Consider the following 17,439-nt stretch of genomic DNA (forward strand, 5'->3'; position numbering starts at 1 on the left):
GAGCCTGAAATAAGCCATCGTAAACAACGCAATTTAGCGAGGCAAATGAAAGCTTATCAATCTATAAAATGAATGCATATCAGCATATACCAGAAATTGAACAGGCCATTTTAATGTTTACAGGGGTCGATACAACCATCTCTTTTAGCCTACGAAGTGAAGCTGTTATGCTCTTAGCCTACATGGCCAACGATCAAGGTGTTACCTCTTTTTTATCAATAATAAAAGGGAACTGTGCCATCGATCCATTTATTTTTAGTTGTTTGCTTTTTGAAGAGACATTTTGTAAAGTGATAGCATAACGGGTATGAAGGAGGCATTTTAAGATGGAAAAAATTTGTTTTCAGTACGATCAAACATTGAGATTTATGGGGCATCATGAAATGAAGTACAAGCAAGATTTTATTACATCGGCGCATCATTCATTACATAGTCGAAAAGGAGCAGGAAGCGAATATCTAGGTTGGCTTGATCTACCACAGAAGTATGATCAAGAAGAGTTTTCACGAATTCAAGCGACTGCTCGAAAAATAACGGCTGATAGCGATGTCCTACTTGTCATCGGGATAGGTGGTTCTTATGTAGGAGCAAGAGCCGCGATCGAGGCATTAAATCATTCCTTTTATAATATACAATCGTCAAAACAACGAAAAAAGCCGCAAGTGTTTTTTGTTGGCAACAATATTAGCTCTACGTATATAAGCGATCTGATTTCCTTACTCCAAGGGAAGGATGTCTCTGTCAATGTTATTTCAAAGTCAGGAACAACTACAGAGCCAGCGATTGCTTTTCGTATTTTAAAAAAATTCCTAGAAGAGAAGTATGGGAAAGAAGAAGCACGATCACGAATTTATGTAACAACCGATAAAATGAAAGGGGCTCTTAAAACACTCGCGATGACCGAAGGATATGAGTGTTTTGTTATCCCAGATGACGTAGGTGGGCGTTTTTCTGTACTGACCGCTGTTGGCCTTTTACCGATCGCAGTCAGTGGTCTGTCTATTCAATCAATGATGGATGGGGCTCTTGCTGCTCAAAACGATTTTAATGATCCTTCTCTTGTCACGAACGAAGCGTATCAATACGCTGTTGTGAGGAACATTTTATACGATAAAGGGATGACGACAGAGGTGCTTGTCAATTACGAGCCTTCGTTGCATTATGTAGCGGAATGGTGGAAACAACTTTTTGGAGAGAGTCAAGGAAAAGATGGTAAAGGATTGTTTCCAGCTTCGGCTAATTTCTCGACCGATTTACATTCCGTGGGACAGTATGTTCAAGAGGGGCGTCGCAACTTATTTGAAACGGTATTGAATGTGAAAAAAGCTCGCGAAGAACTGACAATTGAAGCGGCAGCTACAGATTTGGATGATCTCAACTATTTAGCCGGGAAAACGATTGATTTTGTCAATAATAAAGCTGTTCAAGGAACGATGCTCGCGCATACTGATGGAGGCGTTCCTAATTTGCTTATTACAATTCCTGAATTGAACGAATATCATTTTGGATATTTGGTGTATTTTTTTGAACTGGCATGCGCTATGAGTAGCTATTTGTTAGGGGTTAACCCATTCGATCAACCTGGGGTTGAAGCGTATAAGACAAATTTGTTCGCTTTGCTTGGAAAACCAGGTTTTGAAAAGCAACAAGCTCTGTTGGAGAAACGACTGCAAAAATGACGTTTGAAATTAAATTGAATCCGATTACATTAAATGCCAGTAGAAGTGTTATTGCTTTTACTGGTTTTTGGTATGCGCTTGGCGAATGTGATAACTCCGTGGTGCAAGTCCACTCCACTCCACTCTACTCCTGACAGTAGGAACGGAAAGCAAGAAGATAAAGGTTCACACCAAATCCAAACAGCTTTGGGAATAGGACATTATCGCCATACACCCTCCCGATTTTCGCAAAACTTAATGATCGTTGATAAATGCCTTTCAAAAAGAAGTCAATTCATCTTTTCCTAACCAAATGAAACGATCAATTATTTCGATTTCCTTCTTTCTCGTTGGAGAATTGTCAAAACCGGATCTATTTTCAACGCATCATTCAAGTTGGATGGACAAAGAAAGGGACTAGCCTCTGCTAGGAGCATGACGAGAAAACCAAAAGTTATTTACACGAATAAAATTGAACAACTCAAAAGGGCTTGGGAATTTTTCATTCCCAAGCCCTTTTGGCGATCATCGGATTGTTCCAGTGTCAACGTATACTGGTGTATTTTTAGGATGTAACGTTTTGAAAAAACTGAGGTAAAAATTCTTTGTGTGCTTCTAACATCTCATCTACAATTTCTTTGGCAATGGTGTCAGAAGGAGACAGTGGGTTAATCGTTAACGCAAGAACTGCTTTATTGTAGTCCCCTGTTACTGCGGCTTCCGCTGCTACTCTTTCAAATGACTTGATTTGTTGGACTAACCCCCGAACTTGTACAGGAAGATCTCCCATAACAATTGGTTTAGGACCGTCTTTTGTAATAATACAACTCACTTCTACTGCCGAGTCATTTGGAATACTGGCGATTGCCCCATTATTTCGTGTGTTAACTGGTTGAATGTCTCTTTTGTCTGTATAGATAGACGTAATTAAGCGAACTGCTGCATCCGAGTAATGCGCGCCACCACGTTTTTCTAATTGAGGTGGTTTAATCGCTAGGTTCGGATCTTTATATAGTTCAAATAATTCGGTTTCTAACTTTTGAACGACCTCGGCGCGAGTCCCTTCTTTTTTAGCGTTTTCAGTATCTCTTTCTACCATTTCGCTTGTTTTGTAGTAATACATATGGTAAGGGCAAGCTAGAACATCAAGAGCTTTAATGAACGCGGGTTCCCAACCTAAGCCTTCGATATTTTTAACAAAGCTGCTATTATTAGGATCCATTAACAGATTAATGACTTGATCTTTAACGCTCTCGCCATCCACATAAACGTCTAATCCATAAACCATATGATTGAGACCTGCAAAGTCAATACGAATTCGAGAATGGTCTACATCTAGTAACTTGGCAATCCCCATTTCCATTCCGATTGGAACATTGCATAGGCCGACAACTTTTTTAATGGTAGAGTAACGCAATATGGCTTCTGTTATCATGCCAGCAGGGTTTGTAAAGTTGATTAACCATGCATCAGGACAGAGCTCTTCCATGTCTTTACAGATATCTAAAATAACCGGAATTGTCCGCAATCCTTTAAATAAACCGCCTGGTCCGTTTGTTTCCTGACCAAGGACACCATATTTTAATGGAATTCTTTCATCTTTTGCACGAGCATCTAGCAGTCCGACACGAAATTGAGTCGTTACAAAATCCGCATCTTTTAAAGCAGCTCTTCGATCAAGTGTTAAATGCACTTCGATGGGAAGTCCTGCTTTTTTAATCATGCGTTTGGCAAGCTCTCCAACGATCTCTAACTTTTCTTTTCCAGCTTCTACATCGACTAACCATAGTTCCTTTAGAGGTAATTCATCATAGCGTTTAATGAAACCCTCTACTAATTCAGGTGTATAACTTGATCCTCCGCCAATTGTTGCAATTTTAATCCCTTTTGTCATCGTCTAAGCACCTCCGTATAATTTAGCAAATCTAGCAATCGTGTAATTTGTTCTTAACTCTTAAGGGAATTACAAAGTGACGTATTCTCACTCTCTGATTTGATTGTAAACCCGATTCAGTAAGATGGTGAAGAGGGAAAGAGCATTTAGTTTTTTATAACAAAAGAACGTATTTGTTACAACGATGTAACGTTATGTTTTATTGAAAAGATATGGTACGATACCTCCAAAGTATTGTACTGGTTGTCTCCCTATTTTATAAGGAAAGGAGAATCATTTAGACATGTTTACAATTGAGGCGATTGCGTCATTCAATGAGTTAGAGACATCTATCTACAACTATATTTGTCAAAACGGCGAAAAAGTGATCTATATGCGGATACGTGAACTTGCAGATGAAACCCATGTATCAACCGCTACGATTTTACGTTTTTGTCGAAAAGTAAATTGTGAGGGCTTTTCAGAATTTAAAGTGAAGCTTAAATGGCATTTAAAAGAAAATAAAGCGATTCAGTTAAAAGGCTCCGGGCATTCTGTAATGGAATTTTTTGAGAGGACGTTAACAGGAAATCTAGAAGAAAATATTAGGGAAGCTGCTCGTTTTGTGTCAGAATCAGATAATGTCATTTTTATTGGAATCGGAGGTTCTGGTATTCTAGCTGAATACGGAGCACGATATTTCTCAAACTTAGGTAAATTTTCTATGTATATAAAAGATCCGTTCTTTCGGATTCAAGCCAACTCAAATAGCGTAACAATCGCTTTATCCGTCAGAGGAGAAAATGATTTTACGGTCACTCATATCAATCAGTTGAAACAAGAAGGAAGTAAGATTATTAGCATTACCAATAGTAAACATTCGACCATTGCGAAAATCTCTGATATAAATATTCCTTATTATGTAACAGAAGAACGGTTTAAAAACACAGATATTACGACACAGGTACCCGTTATTTATATCTTAGAATCAGTGGCCCGAGAAATCTATAGACTTACTCAAGAAGAAAACTAGTTACGATTCTCCCCTTGTCAACGTAGAAGGTAATAAAAAATATTTTTTGATCTTTATTTAGACAATTTCAGTGTTTCGAGCGAACTCTTTTAAACTTACGCCCGCTCTCTTTTGTCATCGTCTTCTTATGTTTATTATATACATTTTGTAGAACTCAAAATGTATATAGTTCTTACCAAAAACGATTATAATTTGTTAAGATAATAAAAAAATAAAGCGCTTACAGGTGAATGCATGTGTTGTTCCTGTTTGGTAGGCAAGATCTACGTTTGTAATCGAATCGCTACAGGCTATTCTTAAATCCACATTTTGTCATCGTTATTTTTATTTAACAACTTGTGAAGGGGGAGTCTAAATGAACATCAAAAAGATTTTAAACAATAATGTCGTTGTGACGACTACTAAATTGAATCAGGAAATTGTAGTTATGGGGAAGGGATTGGCTTTTCAGAAGAAAATTGGTGAGACTATTGATGCTTCCAGAATTGAAAAGACCTTTGTATTGGAAAACCATGAGATCTCTCAGAAGCTTTCTATTTTATTGAAAGATACTTCTGAACTATACGTGAATATTTCTTCGAAAATTTTTGACTATGCCCAATCCGAACTTTCAAGCAAATTGGATGAATATTTATATGTTGCATTAACCGATCACTTAAGCTTCGCGATTAGCAGACACAAACAAGGGATTTATTTAAAGAACGTGTTGTTATGGGAAATTCGAAAATATTATAAGCAGGAGTTTCAAATTGCCTTAAAATCCTTAGATATCATTGAAAGTGATACAGGAATCCGACTTGGGGAAGATGAGGCCGCTTCGATTGCCTTGCATTTAGTGAACAGTCAATTATTCAGTGAAGATATGGCTTCAGCCGTGCGAGTTACTGAAATTGTTAACGATATTTTGAATATTGTTAAATATCATTTTCGGATGGAATTGGATGAAAGTTCAGTCAACCATGAACGTTTCTTAACACATCTTCGTTTCTCTGCAATCCGGTTTATTCGGAAAGAGAAAGAGACCAAAAGAAATGACCCATTTCTTTATAAACAAGTAAAAAAGAAATATTCAACGGCCTTTCAGTGCAGTCAAAAGATTATGGTCTATTTGGAGAATACGTACGGCTGGGTTATATCGAACGAAGAAATAACTTATTTAACATTGCACATTCATCGTATCATCAACCGATACACGAATTAGATGGTTCATCTGAATAAAAGATAAGCATTTTTCTGTCCGTAGTGATACTCTACATTTAAAGGAGCTTAACACCAAATTCACTCAAAAATTTTATTTCCAGGGTCTATGTCACCAAAAAAAAGCCACTTCTTAAATCCTGTTTATGTACTCACATTCTGGGCAAATACACCCTATTTTTCATGTCAGGGTTGGGAGTGAAAAACTCATGAAAGTTCTATATGAATAAAAAACATAAGATTTTTAAAAAAACTGAAAAATTTGACTTTTCGCTCAAACCGGGATATTATGATTGCAAGACAATTGTCAATCTATTAAAAAACAACTAATAATGGAGGCGGATACTATGAAAAAAGTAACTATTAATAAAGTAGAGAAAATACTTCCTCTAATCAATCAACATATTTAATTTTAGAATCATTACTACTTATTAGTTAACTAATTCTATTGATTACTTAAAAGGTTTTAGATAAATTGTCGGTCATGAGAACCCTGTTAAGCAACTTGGGTTAATTTAATAAAACGAATGAAATATAAGGGTACTTGCGATAAAGTAGTCAATATAAGAATTCTTTTCTTTGGTGTTTGTTTCAACGCAACAACCTTACTAGAAATGGATTTTTTTTATATTTGTAAGTAAAAAAGTTAATCCAACAGAAAAGCTGATAGGTTAGTTTTTCTATGGAATTTTGTATATGTTGGTGAATAATCTAAGGAAAATTAAATATCTTTTGAAGGAATGTTACCATCTTTGGGCATAACCTGATTTGCTTTGAACGGCACGATGTATGAATTGTGCCTTGTTCCAAGTCGAATCAGGTTTTTTTGTTGAAAAAATCACCATCACTTGTTTTGGGTGTTTTCTCACTAGCAAAATGGTTGCTGATCTAAGAGTGCTCAATATGTGCAGATGACTCACCTTAAAAGTGGCGGAAGGCTATCGAGAAAGCGTTACTAATAAATTGGGTTCCTGTTTTGAACCTGGACTGCCGAACCCAGACCATGAAAGACGTTGTAGAACTGGACGGCGTTCATCTACTGGGCTATACAAAATGGGGCTGTATCGATCTTGTTTCAGCGGGAACTGGAGAAATGAAAAAACAGTATAGCTTTATCTATGTCGATCGCGACAATGAAGTCAATGGGACATTGAAACGCTCGAAGAAAAAATCATTTGACTGGTATAAAAAAATAATCGCTACAAATGGGGAAGATTTAACGAACACATAAAAAGGAGGGGTAAAAAGATGAAAAGATTAGCAAAAATATTAGGGATATTAATGTTAGGTTTATTAGTAGTTGCAGGGTGTAGTACTGGCAATAGGAAAAAAGACGATGCTGCAACAGCTAAAAAGACACCAGAAGAATTGACGCTGTATATCGTACGTCATGGTAAAACGATGCTGAACACAACTGATCGTGTTCAAGGCTGGTCAGATGCAGTATTGACGAAAGCAGGAGAAGAAGTTGTAACCGCTGCGGGGGTTGGATTAAAGGATGTTGAATTTCAAAATGTTTACAGCAGTGACAGTGGTAGAGCTATCCAGACAGCCAATCTGATTGTGAAAGAAAATGAAAAATCATCCGATTTAAAAGTTATTACAGATGAGCGATTAAGAGAATTCAACTTTGGTACGTATGAAGGTGATTTGAATCATACGATGTGGCAGGATATTGCAGATGATCAAGGTGTTACATTAGAAGAGTTCATGAAAAATGTGACACCTGAATCATTTGCTAATAGTTTAGCAAAATTAGATGCTAAAAATGTTGAAGATGCAAAAATCAACTGGCCAGCAGAGGACTATAAGACGATTACCACCAGACTTAAAGCAGGTATTGAAGACATCGTTGAAAAAGAGATGAAGAATGAAGGGACAGGAAAAGTATTGATCACTTCACATGGATTAAGTATCTCTGCATTGTTAGCTACATTGTTTGATGATTTTAAGATGCCTGAAGGCGGTTTGAAAAACGCTAGTGTTTGTACAGTGAAATATAAAGATGGAAAGTATACGCTAGATAAAGTCAACGACTTAAGCTATATTGAAGCAGGGCAAAATTAAATATCTTTTGAAGGAATGTTACCATCTTTGGGCATAACCTGATTTGCTTTGAACGGCACGATGTATGAATTGTGCCTGTTTCCAAGTCGAATCAGGTTTTTTAATTGAAAAAAATACCATCACTCATGTTGGATGTTTTCTCACTAGCAAAATGGTTACTGATCTAGGAGTGCTCAATGTGTGACAACGACTCACATTAAAGGTGATGGGAAGCATTATTGAGAAAGCGTTACTAATAAATTGGGTTGCTGTTTTGAACCCCACTTGCTGGACTTGCTCTTTTCAAAAAAAGAACGACTTTTCGATTTAATATTCCTAATATAGGGGGGATCTGGTTTAAGAGACCTAGCTTATGTGGTGTTTTATTGATGTCTGTGTTCATTTGTAAAAAAAGGATAGAAAGTGGAGGTGGGATCAGTTGAAGTATGAACAATTGGCAAAAGACATTATTGAAAATGTTGGTGGTAAGGAAAACGTGATCAGCGTTGTTCATTGTATTACTCGTTTGCGTTTTAAGTTAAAAGATGAAGGAAAGGTACAGACTGATGTCCTAAAGAATATGGAACGCATCGTTACGGTCATGAAAAGTGGTGGTCAGTATCAAGTGGTTATCGGAAATCATGTACCAGATGTCTATAAAGCAGTTGTCGAGGTTGGTGATTTTCATACAGAAGCGTCTGTAGAAGATGTTGATAAAAAGAAAGAAGGGTTATTTACCCAATTTATCGACGTTGTTTCGAGTATCTTTACTCCGATTCTTGGTGTTTTAGCGGCAACCGGGATGATTAAAGGATTTAATGCTCTGTTTGTAACATTTGGCTGGTTAAGCAATACTTCAGGGACTTATCAAATCATAAATGCGATTGGCGATTCGTTGTTTTATTTTTTCCCAATCTTCCTCGGATACACAGCTAGTAAGAAATTCGGGGGAAATATTTTTATCGGGATGGCCATCGGAGCCTCAATGGTTTATCCAACGCTGTCGGGTCTAACAGCTGGTGAACCCCTTTACACATTGTTTGCGGGCACGATAATTGAATCACCTATTCATATAACATTTTTAGGGATTCCAGTTATTTTAATGTCTTATGCATCGTCTGTTATTCCGATCATTCTTGCCGCTTATTTTGGGGCAAAAGTAGAGAATGGGTTTAAAAAAATAATTCCCGATGTTGTGAAAATGTTCTTGGTGCCTTTCTTTACATTACTTGTTGTTGTACCGATTACATTCATGGTCATTGGACCCATTGCAACATGGGCTGGTCAACTTTTAGGACAAGGAACAATTTGGATTTATGAACTAAGCCCATTAGTGGCCGGAGCTTTTCTAGGTGGTTTATGGCAAGTGTTTGTTATTTTCGGTCTGCACTGGGGTTTGATTCCGGTTGCGATAAACAATATTTCGGTTTTGGGTTCAGATCCAATTTTAGCATTGACATTTGCGGCTTCTTTCGCACAAATCGGAGCTGTTCTGGCAGTGTGGATTAAAACGAAACAGCAAAAGTTGAAAACTCTTAGTATTCCAGCATTTATTTCTGGTATTTTCGGCGTCACCGAGCCAGCGATTTATGGCGTGACCCTTCCATTGAAAAAACCGTTTATTATGAGTTGTGTTGCTGCTGCTGTTGGAGGAGCAATCCTAGGAGTGTCGGGAACTCGTAGTTTTATGATGGGGGGCCTAGGAATCTTTGCTTTTCCAACCTTTATCGATCCGGAAAACGGGTTCACTGCTGGATTTACGGGCGTCATTATCGCGATTCTTGTCGGTTTTGTATTCGCGTTTATCCTGACATTTTTATTTGGAATGGGAAGAGGAACAAAAACGGCGCAAGCTGCTGGAAATACGCTAGTCGCAACACAAAATACGGACCGCAGAGAACCTGAAATGCCTGTTGAGAATGATGTGATTGCGAGCCCATTAACGGGTGAAGTGATGAGTGTATCGGATCTGAAAGATGCAGCATTTGCATCAGGTGCACTCGGAAAAGGAGTTGCCATTGAGCCTGTAGAAGGGAAATTATTTTCACCCACTTCCGGAACGGTTTCTGCGCTTTTTCCAACAAATCATGCGATTGGGATTACAACTGATCAAGGGGTAGAAATTTTAATTCATCTAGGGATGAATACTGTCCAACTTGATGGGAAATATTTCACTGCTCATACAGCACTAGGTACTCGTGTAGAGAAAGGGCAGCTTCTGATTGAATTTGAGATTGCGTCAATTAAGGCAGCGGGATACGTTGTAACAACACCAATCGTTGTGACCAATTCTGATAACTACAATCTAGTGATAACGGAAGTTAAGCACGTTGAAGTCGGTGATCGTTTAATCGAGTTCGAGGGTGTAACTTCAGGCAGCAGTTTGCCACTTCTTTAAGTGATAAGTTAGTATTCAGTCGGAAGGGAAGCCTCCTCTGGCAGATGTCGCAATTTTGAAGGGGTTGGGGGCATGCCCTTTTAAAATCTAGGCGTAAGTGATCTCTGTTTTATCAATAAGAAGGGAAGCGTTGTCGAACTCACAATGCACGTTATCCCTTCCACTACTATTGTAAAGGAGTTTTAGTATGTCTAATTTAATATTTCCTAAAGACTTTTTATGGGGCGGTGCGATCGCTGCCAATCAGGCTGAAGGAGCTTCTTTTAAAGATGGAAAGGGATTAACAATTGTTGATTTGCTGCCGACCGGCAAAAAACGTTGGGAAGTGATGACTGGACAAATCAATTCCTTTCAACCAATCGAAGGAGAATACTACCCATCCCATGGTGCGATCGATTTTTATCATCAATTTAAAGAGGATATTGCTTTGTTTGCGGAAATGGGATTCAAAGTACTGCGTGTTTCCGTGGCTTGGGCACGAATTTTCCCAAATGGTGATGAGGAGCAACCAAATGAGGCAGGCTTGCAGTTTTATGATGATTTATTCGACGAACTTATAAATCATGGAATTGAACCTGTTGTGACGATTGCTCATTTTGATGTACCTGTCCACTTGATCGAAACGTATGGCAGTTGGCGAAATCGAAAATTGGTCCATTTTTTTGAAACGTACGCAACAACTCTTTTTACTAGGTACAAGGATAAAGTAAAGTACTGGATGACATTTAATGAGATCAATATGCTTCTGCACTTACCGTTTGTAGGTGCTGGCCTTGTTTTTAAAGAGGGAGAGAATAAACAACAAATTCAATATCAAGCGGCACATCATCAGCTTGTCGCATCTGCACTTGCTGTTAAAGCTTGTCATGAAATCATACCGAATGCAAAAATTGGTTGTATGTTAGCTGCGGGGTCTACCTATCCATATACATGTCATCCGGAAGATGTTTTGAGTGCAATGGAAAAAGACCATGAGTCCTTTTTCTTCATTGATGTGCAATCACGAGGTCAATACCCAAGCTATGCAAAGCGCTTTTTTAAAGATCGCCATTTGACGATTGAAATGGAAAAAGAGGACGAAAAACTTCTGAAAAATCATACCGTTGATTATATCGGGTTCAGCTATTACGCAAGCAGGGTAACAAGCACGGATCCTGAAGTATTAAAAAATACGACAAATGGGAATGTATTTAGTTCTGTTGAAAATCCGTATTTAGAAAAGTCGGAATGGGGTTGGACGATTGATCCTAAGGGTTTCCGGATTACGGCGAATCAGTTATACGATCGCTATCAAAAGCCTTTATTTGTGGTTGAAAATGGCTTAGGTGCTGTCGATAAAGTAACTCCTGAAGGCGAGATTAATGACGATTATCGAATTGACTACTTAAGAAAACACATTGTGGAAATGGCTGAAGCAATCGAGGATGGCGTGGAGATAATCGGGTATACAAGTTGGGGACCGATCGACCTGGTCAGTGCTTCTACGGGCGAAATGAAAAAGCGGTATGGCTATATTTATGTTGACAAAGATAATGAAGGCGAGGGATCGCTAAAGAGAATGAAAAAGAAGAGCTTCCAGTGGTACAAGAAAGTGATTGAATCCAACGGAGAAAATCTCGATTAACCAAATCCGATTGAGATTGGAGCTTGAATCAACTTTTCGCCAGTTCCACTTACAAGAAGGTAAAAAGTTTTTTTAATGTACCCTTTGTAAAGGACGTTTAAAAAAAGGTAGGCAACTTTTTTGAAGCTGCTGTCTGTATTTTGCAGGCGGCAGCTTTTTTAAATTCAAAAAGGCTCTTCCCTTAAATGGCGAGGCTTCTTCAATTTATGCAACGTGTTGAGCGCAATTTCTATACTCAATGTACCATCATATCCAAAACAATTTACCATATGATTACGAAATAGCAGCTTCCAACTGTTCGTAAATGGTAAATTAACTATATAAATACTTTATAAAAGTTAATCTATTAGAGATTCCGTCACTATTTCTAAGTATTCTCTTTGTTATATAGCGTTTAGTAATCTAAACTTTTTTCAAAATCATTCATTAAACAAAGCTTGCGAAAAATTCAGATATAAATAAAAATTCAGTTGACTTAATAAATATGCAGAAGTATACTAATTTTAACTTATTTCAGAGGTGAGTGCATTGAAAGTAGGAATTGTTGGTGCAACCGGATACGGTGGATTAGAGCTTATTCGATTTTTACATAATCATAAAGCGGTGGAGAGGATCGATTTATTCACATCCTCAGAAGAAGGTGTCATTTTTTCTTCTAAGTTTGGTCATCTCGTTCATATAGCCGATACACCTTTACAAAAAATTGATTATGGGGCTTTAGAGAAATTTGATGTTGTTTTTACAAGTACGCCTTCAGGGGTGACAAGTGAGCTATTACCTCCATTGGTAGGGAGAGGGCCTAAATTAATAGACTTGTCTGGTGACTTCCGTTTACAAGATCCCACGAGCTATGAAGCGTGGTACGGTAAAAAAGCGGCACCATTGGAAATCATTCAACAAAGTGTATATGGCTTAACTGAGTGGAATGCAGAAAATGTTCAACATGCTCCTCTTATCGCCAATCCAGGGTGCTACCCAACAGCGGTTTTACTTTCGTTGTTACCGTTGCTAAAAGAAAGATTGATTGATTCGAACTTTTTAGTAATTGATGCGAAAAGTGGGATTTCAGGGGCCGGTAATAAGCCATCGCAAACGACACATTTTAGTGAGACAAATGAAAGCTTTTCAATCTATAAAACAAATGCACATCAGCATATACCAGAAATCGAGCAGGCCATTTCAATGTTTGCAGGGGTCGATACAACCATTTCTTTTAATACTCATTTAGTGCCAATGACTAGAGGGATTTTATCTACCTCATATGCACCTGTTATGCCTGGTGTTACAGAGCATCAGCTAGTGGCTTGTTTACAGAATGCCTATGAAAAGCATCCGTTTGTACGGATTGTTACAGATGTAAATAGTCTAGGAACAAACCGCGTTAAAGGTTCGAACTATTGTGATATTTTTGTAAAAGTAGATAGCCGTACGAATCGTGCCACAATCGTTGGCGTTATCGATAATTTAGTCAAAGGGGCTGCAGGGCAAGCCATTCAAAATATGAACGTTCAATTTGATTTACCACAAACGACAGGATTAGATGTCGTTCCATTCTTTATTTAAAAACAAAGGGGGAAAGATTTTATGACATTAATAGCATCCGCAAGTATTATGAAAAAATTATCAAGTAAAAATATTGTTTCACCAAAGGGCTTTAAAGCTGCGGGTTTACATTGTGGTTTAAAGCATAAGAAAAAGGATTTAGCTGTATTAGTAAGTGAAGTACCAGCGAGTGTAGCAGGTGTCTTTACAACGAATGCTGTGCAGGCAGCACCATTAAAAGTAACGAAAGAGGTTGTATACACAACGAAGAAAATGCAGGCGATGATTGTCAACTCTGGAAATGCTAATGCATGTACAGGGAAGCAAGGGGCGAAGGATGCACAAACAATGCAGTTCTTAATGGCAGAAAAGCTTGGTATCGAGGCAAATTTAGTAGGTGTTTGCTCAACGGGTGTCATCGGTGAAATTATGAATATGGAGCCAGTGGCAAATGGGGTTAATCAGTTAGAGCCAAAGGATAATTTAGAAAGTGCGATTGATTTTGCCCAAGCGATTTTAACAACAGATACCGTTATGAAAAACACAAGCTACAGCACTATTGTTGATGGTAAAGAAGTTATTATTGCTGGGGTTGCAAAAGGTTCGGGTATGATTGAACCAAATATGGCGACAATGCTAGGTTTTATTACGACGGATGCAAATATTGAATCAGATGTCCTGCAGGCAACATTATCTGATATAACTAATTTGACTTTTAATGCAATTACAGTGGATGGGGATACATCTACAAATGACACAGTAGTTGTGATGGCAAACGGCTTAGCTGGCAATGAAGCTTTAACTCCTAACCATCCAGATTGGCAAAACTTCTATTATACATTGAAAACAGTAGCTCAAGACTTAGCAAAAATGATCGCCAAAGATGGTGAGGGTGCAACGAAGCTGATTGAAGTTGAAGTGGAAGGGGCAATTTCTGATGAAGAAGCGCGTAAAATTGCTAAAACAGTAGTTGGTTCACCGCTTGTGAAAACGGCAGTATTTGGGTGTGATGCAAACTGGGGACGTATTATTGCCGCTATAGGATATAGTGGCGCAATGGTTGATCCAGAAAAAATTACGATCCAAATTGGCGGTGTTACTATGGTTGAAAACGGTGAGCCAGTTCCGTTTTCAGAGGATGGGTTAATTCAGATTTTAAAAATGCATGAAGTGAAAATCTATGTGTCACTTGGTATTGGGGAAGGCAAGGGGCATGCTTGGGGATGTGATCTAACTTATGACTACGTTCAAATTAATGCCTCATACCGCTCGTAAACGAATGGTCATTAAGCTGGGTGGTAGTACGCTAGAAGGCTTAAATGAATCGTTTTTTGAGAATTTTAAAAAACTCCAAGAAAGCGGTGTAGAGCTTATTATTACCCATGGCGGTGGCCCGGCTATTAACCGTGAACTAGCGGTGCGCGGTATAGAATCACATGCTTTAAACGGTATTCGTGTAACGAGCAAAGCTGCAATTGATATTGTACAGTCAACATTAATAGGAAAGGTCAATCCAGCGCTTGTTCATGAATTAACAACGGCCGGCATAGCTGCAATTGGTTTAAACGGATTTGATGGTCAGTTGATTGTAGCGGATTATCTAGACAAAGATGTATTCGGTTTTGTTGGAGAAGTAAAGACCGTCAATACATCTTTGCTAGAAGCATTAATTAGTGCGGGGATTGTACCGGTTATTGCTTGCGTTGGAGCAGATGAACATGGCCAGGCATTGAATATTAATGGGGATACGGTAGCTAGCGAAATAGCACTAGCTTTAGATGCAGATAGCTTATTACTAGTAACGGATGTAAGTGGTATTCGAATTAACGATGAATATCAATCAAAAGCAACATCTTCTTTCATTAATCAATGGATAGAGGAAGGGCATATTTACGGTGGAATGATTCCTAAAGTTCAAGGAGCTCTCGAATGCTTAAATGCAGGTATTCCATCAGTGCAAATTGTTGGGGAAAACTTAGTAGGTACGACGATTTTATCTCGTTCTCAGTGAAAGTTATTCTTCTTTATAGTAGGAATGACTGTTCTAATGGCATAGAGGTAGCAATATAGTTGAGTAAGATTGAAGATTTTAGCGATGAATTTAAGTAGGGGTGATAAGATGAGTGCTTTATTTGGAAACTATGGCAAACGCCGCGCCCAAATTGTCAAAGGGCAAGGAACAGTTGTCGAAGATTCTGCTGGGAAAAAATATTTAGATTTTATAAGTGGAATTGCTGTAGTGAGTCTTGGGCATGCACATCCTGCAATTGTGGAGGCTATTCAAGATCAAAGTAAAAAGCTATGGCATACTTCTAATTTATTTGATATTCCTGGTCAGGAGAAGGTTGCCCAAAAATTAATAGCTGATACACATTTTTCTTATGCATTTTTCTGTAATAGTGGTGCGGAAGCAAATGAAGCGGCCATTAAGCTGGCACGTAAGCATACAGGGAAAAATCATATTATTACTTTCGAGAAATCCTTTCATGGGCGAACTTTTGGAGCAATGTCCGCAACAGGTCAGGGCAAGGTACATAATGGCTTCGGACCACTTGTTGAAAAGTTTACAATTCTGCCTTTTAATGATGTGGCAGCGCTTGAAGCAACGATTGACGATTCTGTCGCAGCGATTATGTTGGAGATGATTCAAGGTGAGGGCGGCGTTAACAGTGTATCACCAGAGTTCGCAGCAGCAATAGCGAAAGCCTGTGACGACAAAGGAATATTACTAATGATCGATGAGGTTCAAACAGGTATTGGACGAACAGGAACAAAATATGCTTTTGAGCAAACGATTTTAAAGCCACATATTGTGACATTGGCCAAAGGGCTAGGTGGGGGCTTCCCTGTCGGTGGGATGCTTGGAACAGCCGAGCTATATGATACATTTAGTCCTGGCACACATGGGACAACATTCGGTGGGAACCCACTTGCAATGAGTGTTGCTGAAACCGTGCTTGATCATGTCTTTGAACCTGCATTTTTACAAAATGTACAGGAGCTATCCACATATTTTGTGAAGCAGTTGAAAGCGAATCTCCCTTCTACGTATACCGTACAGGGCCAAGGTTTACTTCTTGGTATTGGCTGTGGCGATATTGAGGTAGCCTCATATATAGCAGCGGCAGAGGAAAATGGCTTATTATTAGTAGGAGCAGGGCCAAACGTTATTCGGCTATTACCACCATTAACTGTGTCAAAAGCTGAAATCGATGAAGCAGTTTCGATTTTAAAAACGATACTGTTATAGTGTCTGGACATTTAAATACGATAAAAAATAAATCTGCTAGACTTCTTTTCAAGAAATCTAGCAGATTTTTTTAATGCTTGTCAAAAAAGACTTATCACCATAACGTGGGGTTGATTTCCGTTCCGGCTGGGCGCTTTGTCGCTGACGCTACGCTTTCGCGCAGATAAAACATTTGTTGTTGCTGTCGCTACGCTTTCGCACAGATAAAACATTGTTGCTGCCGCTTCGCTTTCGCACAGAGCAAAGCTTCCTGGGGGCGTCCGATGAGCCGCTTGGGCCAACAGATGTTTTTTGCGCGAAAGCGAAGTGCTAACGTAGCGGCAGCAGCACCGATGTTGGTCACGAAGGCGTTATCACAGGATGTGATGTTTTTAGCCTTCGTTCCTCTATCGCTGATCCCCACGGAGTCGCCCAGCCTCCACTCCAATCAACTTATATACTTAGAATACGTTTTAAAAATGTCATCTGCAACTTTTGGGTAGTTTAGTAAAATCTTATCCCGCATTAACGGGCAGTAATTTATCTGTACCGAAAGCGAAGCGTCAGGTACAAGACTCTCGCCTCGAATTTAGGCGGGAGAGTAACTGCCCGTAAAAACCCGATTGGTGAAGACTAATAATCAGAGGGGGTTGGAGAAAACCCCCTCTGATTAAAGTTTCACTTTATCCCGTATTAACGGGCAGTAATTTATCTGTATCAAAAGAGAAGCGTCAGGTCCTCCCCCTTTGAATTCAATGAGAGCAAAGAAATTAGGAGAGGCTAACTGCCCGTAAAAACCCGATTGGTGAAGACTAATAATCAGAGGGGTAAAGAACACC

At 38.8% G+C, this 17,439-nt stretch carries 12 protein-coding genes and 1 pseudogene; 12 read left to right on the forward strand and 1 reads right to left on the reverse strand.

All coding sequences use genetic code 11. From position 1 onward, the window contains the following. Positions 1 to 68: 68 nt before the first annotated feature. Entirely contained in the window at positions 69 to 302 is a 234-nt protein-coding gene (locus ACFXN8_RS22410; protein ID WP_386847707.1) for a hypothetical protein, read from the forward strand. 24 nt (positions 303 to 326) lie between these two features. After that, positions 327 to 1,679, forward strand: coding sequence for a glucose-6-phosphate isomerase (locus ACFXN8_RS22415; protein ID WP_386847708.1), 1,353 nt, complete (start codon positions 327 to 329; stop codon positions 1,677 to 1,679). A gap of 544 nt (positions 1,680 to 2,223) precedes the next feature. Here ACFXN8_RS22415 and ACFXN8_RS22420 read toward each other — a convergent pair. Next, a complete protein-coding gene (locus ACFXN8_RS22420) occupies positions 2,224 to 3,552 on the reverse strand; it encodes a 6-phospho-beta-glucosidase (RefSeq protein ID WP_386847709.1) in 1,329 nt (442 codons plus the stop codon). A gap of 283 nt (positions 3,553 to 3,835) precedes the next feature. Here ACFXN8_RS22420 and ACFXN8_RS22425 point away from each other — a divergent pair, with 283 nt between their 5' ends. The 10 genes and pseudogenes from ACFXN8_RS22425 (at position 3,836) to ACFXN8_RS22470 (ending at position 16,621) form a co-directional block, all read left to right on the forward strand. Beyond that, complete coding sequence (locus tag ACFXN8_RS22425) at positions 3,836 to 4,564, forward strand: MurR/RpiR family transcriptional regulator (protein ID WP_386847710.1); 729 nt, start codon at positions 3,836 to 3,838, stop codon at positions 4,562 to 4,564. Between the two features lie 355 nt (positions 4,565 to 4,919). Continuing rightward, the gene (gene licT / locus ACFXN8_RS22430; protein WP_386847711.1) at positions 4,920 to 5,765 is read left to right on the forward strand and encodes a BglG family transcription antiterminator LicT; all 846 of its coding nucleotides are present in this window, start codon (positions 4,920 to 4,922) and stop codon (positions 5,763 to 5,765) included. 999 nt (positions 5,766 to 6,764) lie between these two features. Continuing rightward, positions 6,765 to 6,992 (forward strand): annotated as a pseudogene (locus ACFXN8_RS22435) (family 1 glycosylhydrolase); the annotation flags it as partial. A 17-nt stretch (positions 6,993 to 7,009) separates the two neighbouring features. Next, on the forward strand, positions 7,010 to 7,828 hold the full coding sequence (locus ACFXN8_RS22440) for a histidine phosphatase family protein (protein ID WP_386847712.1): 819 nt from the start codon (positions 7,010 to 7,012) through the stop codon (positions 7,826 to 7,828). Positions 7,829 to 8,246: 418 nt separating this feature from the next. Continuing rightward, positions 8,247 to 10,205 carry a beta-glucoside-specific PTS transporter subunit IIABC gene (locus ACFXN8_RS22445; protein WP_386847713.1) on the forward strand — a complete coding sequence of 653 codons (1,959 nt, stop codon included), beginning with the start codon at positions 8,247 to 8,249 and terminating at the stop codon, positions 10,203 to 10,205. 187 nt (positions 10,206 to 10,392) lie between these two features. Beyond that, the gene (locus ACFXN8_RS22450) at positions 10,393 to 11,829 is read left to right on the forward strand and encodes a 6-phospho-beta-glucosidase (protein WP_386847714.1); all 1,437 of its coding nucleotides are present in this window, start codon (positions 10,393 to 10,395) and stop codon (positions 11,827 to 11,829) included. Between the two features lie 528 nt (positions 11,830 to 12,357). Beyond that, entirely contained in the window at positions 12,358 to 13,392 is a 1,035-nt protein-coding gene (argC, locus tag ACFXN8_RS22455; RefSeq protein ID WP_376071615.1) for an N-acetyl-gamma-glutamyl-phosphate reductase, read from the forward strand. A 21-nt stretch (positions 13,393 to 13,413) separates the two neighbouring features. Then, entirely contained in the window at positions 13,414 to 14,646 is a 1,233-nt protein-coding gene (gene argJ, locus ACFXN8_RS22460) for a bifunctional glutamate N-acetyltransferase/amino-acid acetyltransferase ArgJ (RefSeq protein WP_376071618.1), read from the forward strand. Further along, positions 14,609 to 15,382, forward strand: a complete 774-nt coding sequence (gene argB, locus ACFXN8_RS22465; protein ID WP_376071620.1) for an acetylglutamate kinase — start codon at positions 14,609 to 14,611, stop codon at positions 15,380 to 15,382. The genes argJ and argB overlap by 38 nt, the downstream gene beginning before the upstream one ends. A gap of 108 nt (positions 15,383 to 15,490) precedes the next feature. Further along, complete coding sequence (locus ACFXN8_RS22470) at positions 15,491 to 16,621, forward strand: acetylornithine transaminase (protein WP_386847715.1); 1,131 nt, start codon at positions 15,491 to 15,493, stop codon at positions 16,619 to 16,621. Positions 16,622 to 17,439 lie beyond the last annotated feature (818 nt).

Origin of the sequence: Lysinibacillus sp. NPDC059133 (genome assembly GCF_042755925.1) — a bacterium.
GTDB lineage: Bacteria > Bacillota > Bacilli > Bacillales_A > Planococcaceae > Lysinibacillus.

Bases quoted from the DNA above. Each gene is read 5' to 3' on its own strand.
- licT (WP_386847711.1), top strand. From the start codon at position 4,920: ATGAACATCAAAAAGATTTTAAACAATAATGTCGTTGTGACGACTACT.
- argB (WP_376071620.1), top strand. From the start codon at position 14,609: ATGACTACGTTCAAATTAATGCCTCATACCGCTCGTAAACGAATGGTC.
- argJ (WP_376071618.1), top strand. From the start codon at position 13,414: ATGACATTAATAGCATCCGCAAGTATTATGAAAAAATTATCAAGTAAA.
- ACFXN8_RS22425 (WP_386847710.1), top strand. From the start codon at position 3,836: ATGTTTACAATTGAGGCGATTGCGTCATTCAATGAGTTAGAGACATCT.
- ACFXN8_RS22470 (WP_386847715.1), top strand. From the start codon at position 15,491: ATGAGTGCTTTATTTGGAAACTATGGCAAACGCCGCGCCCAAATTGTC.
- ACFXN8_RS22440 (WP_386847712.1), top strand. From the start codon at position 7,010: ATGAAAAGATTAGCAAAAATATTAGGGATATTAATGTTAGGTTTATTA.
- ACFXN8_RS22420 (WP_386847709.1), bottom strand. From the start codon at position 3,552: ATGACAAAAGGGATTAAAATTGCAACAATTGGCGGAGGATCAAGTTAT.
- ACFXN8_RS22410 (WP_386847707.1), top strand. From the start codon at position 69: ATGAATGCATATCAGCATATACCAGAAATTGAACAGGCCATTTTAATG.
- ACFXN8_RS22450 (WP_386847714.1), top strand. From the start codon at position 10,393: ATGTCTAATTTAATATTTCCTAAAGACTTTTTATGGGGCGGTGCGATC.
- ACFXN8_RS22415 (WP_386847708.1), top strand. From the start codon at position 327: ATGGAAAAAATTTGTTTTCAGTACGATCAAACATTGAGATTTATGGGG.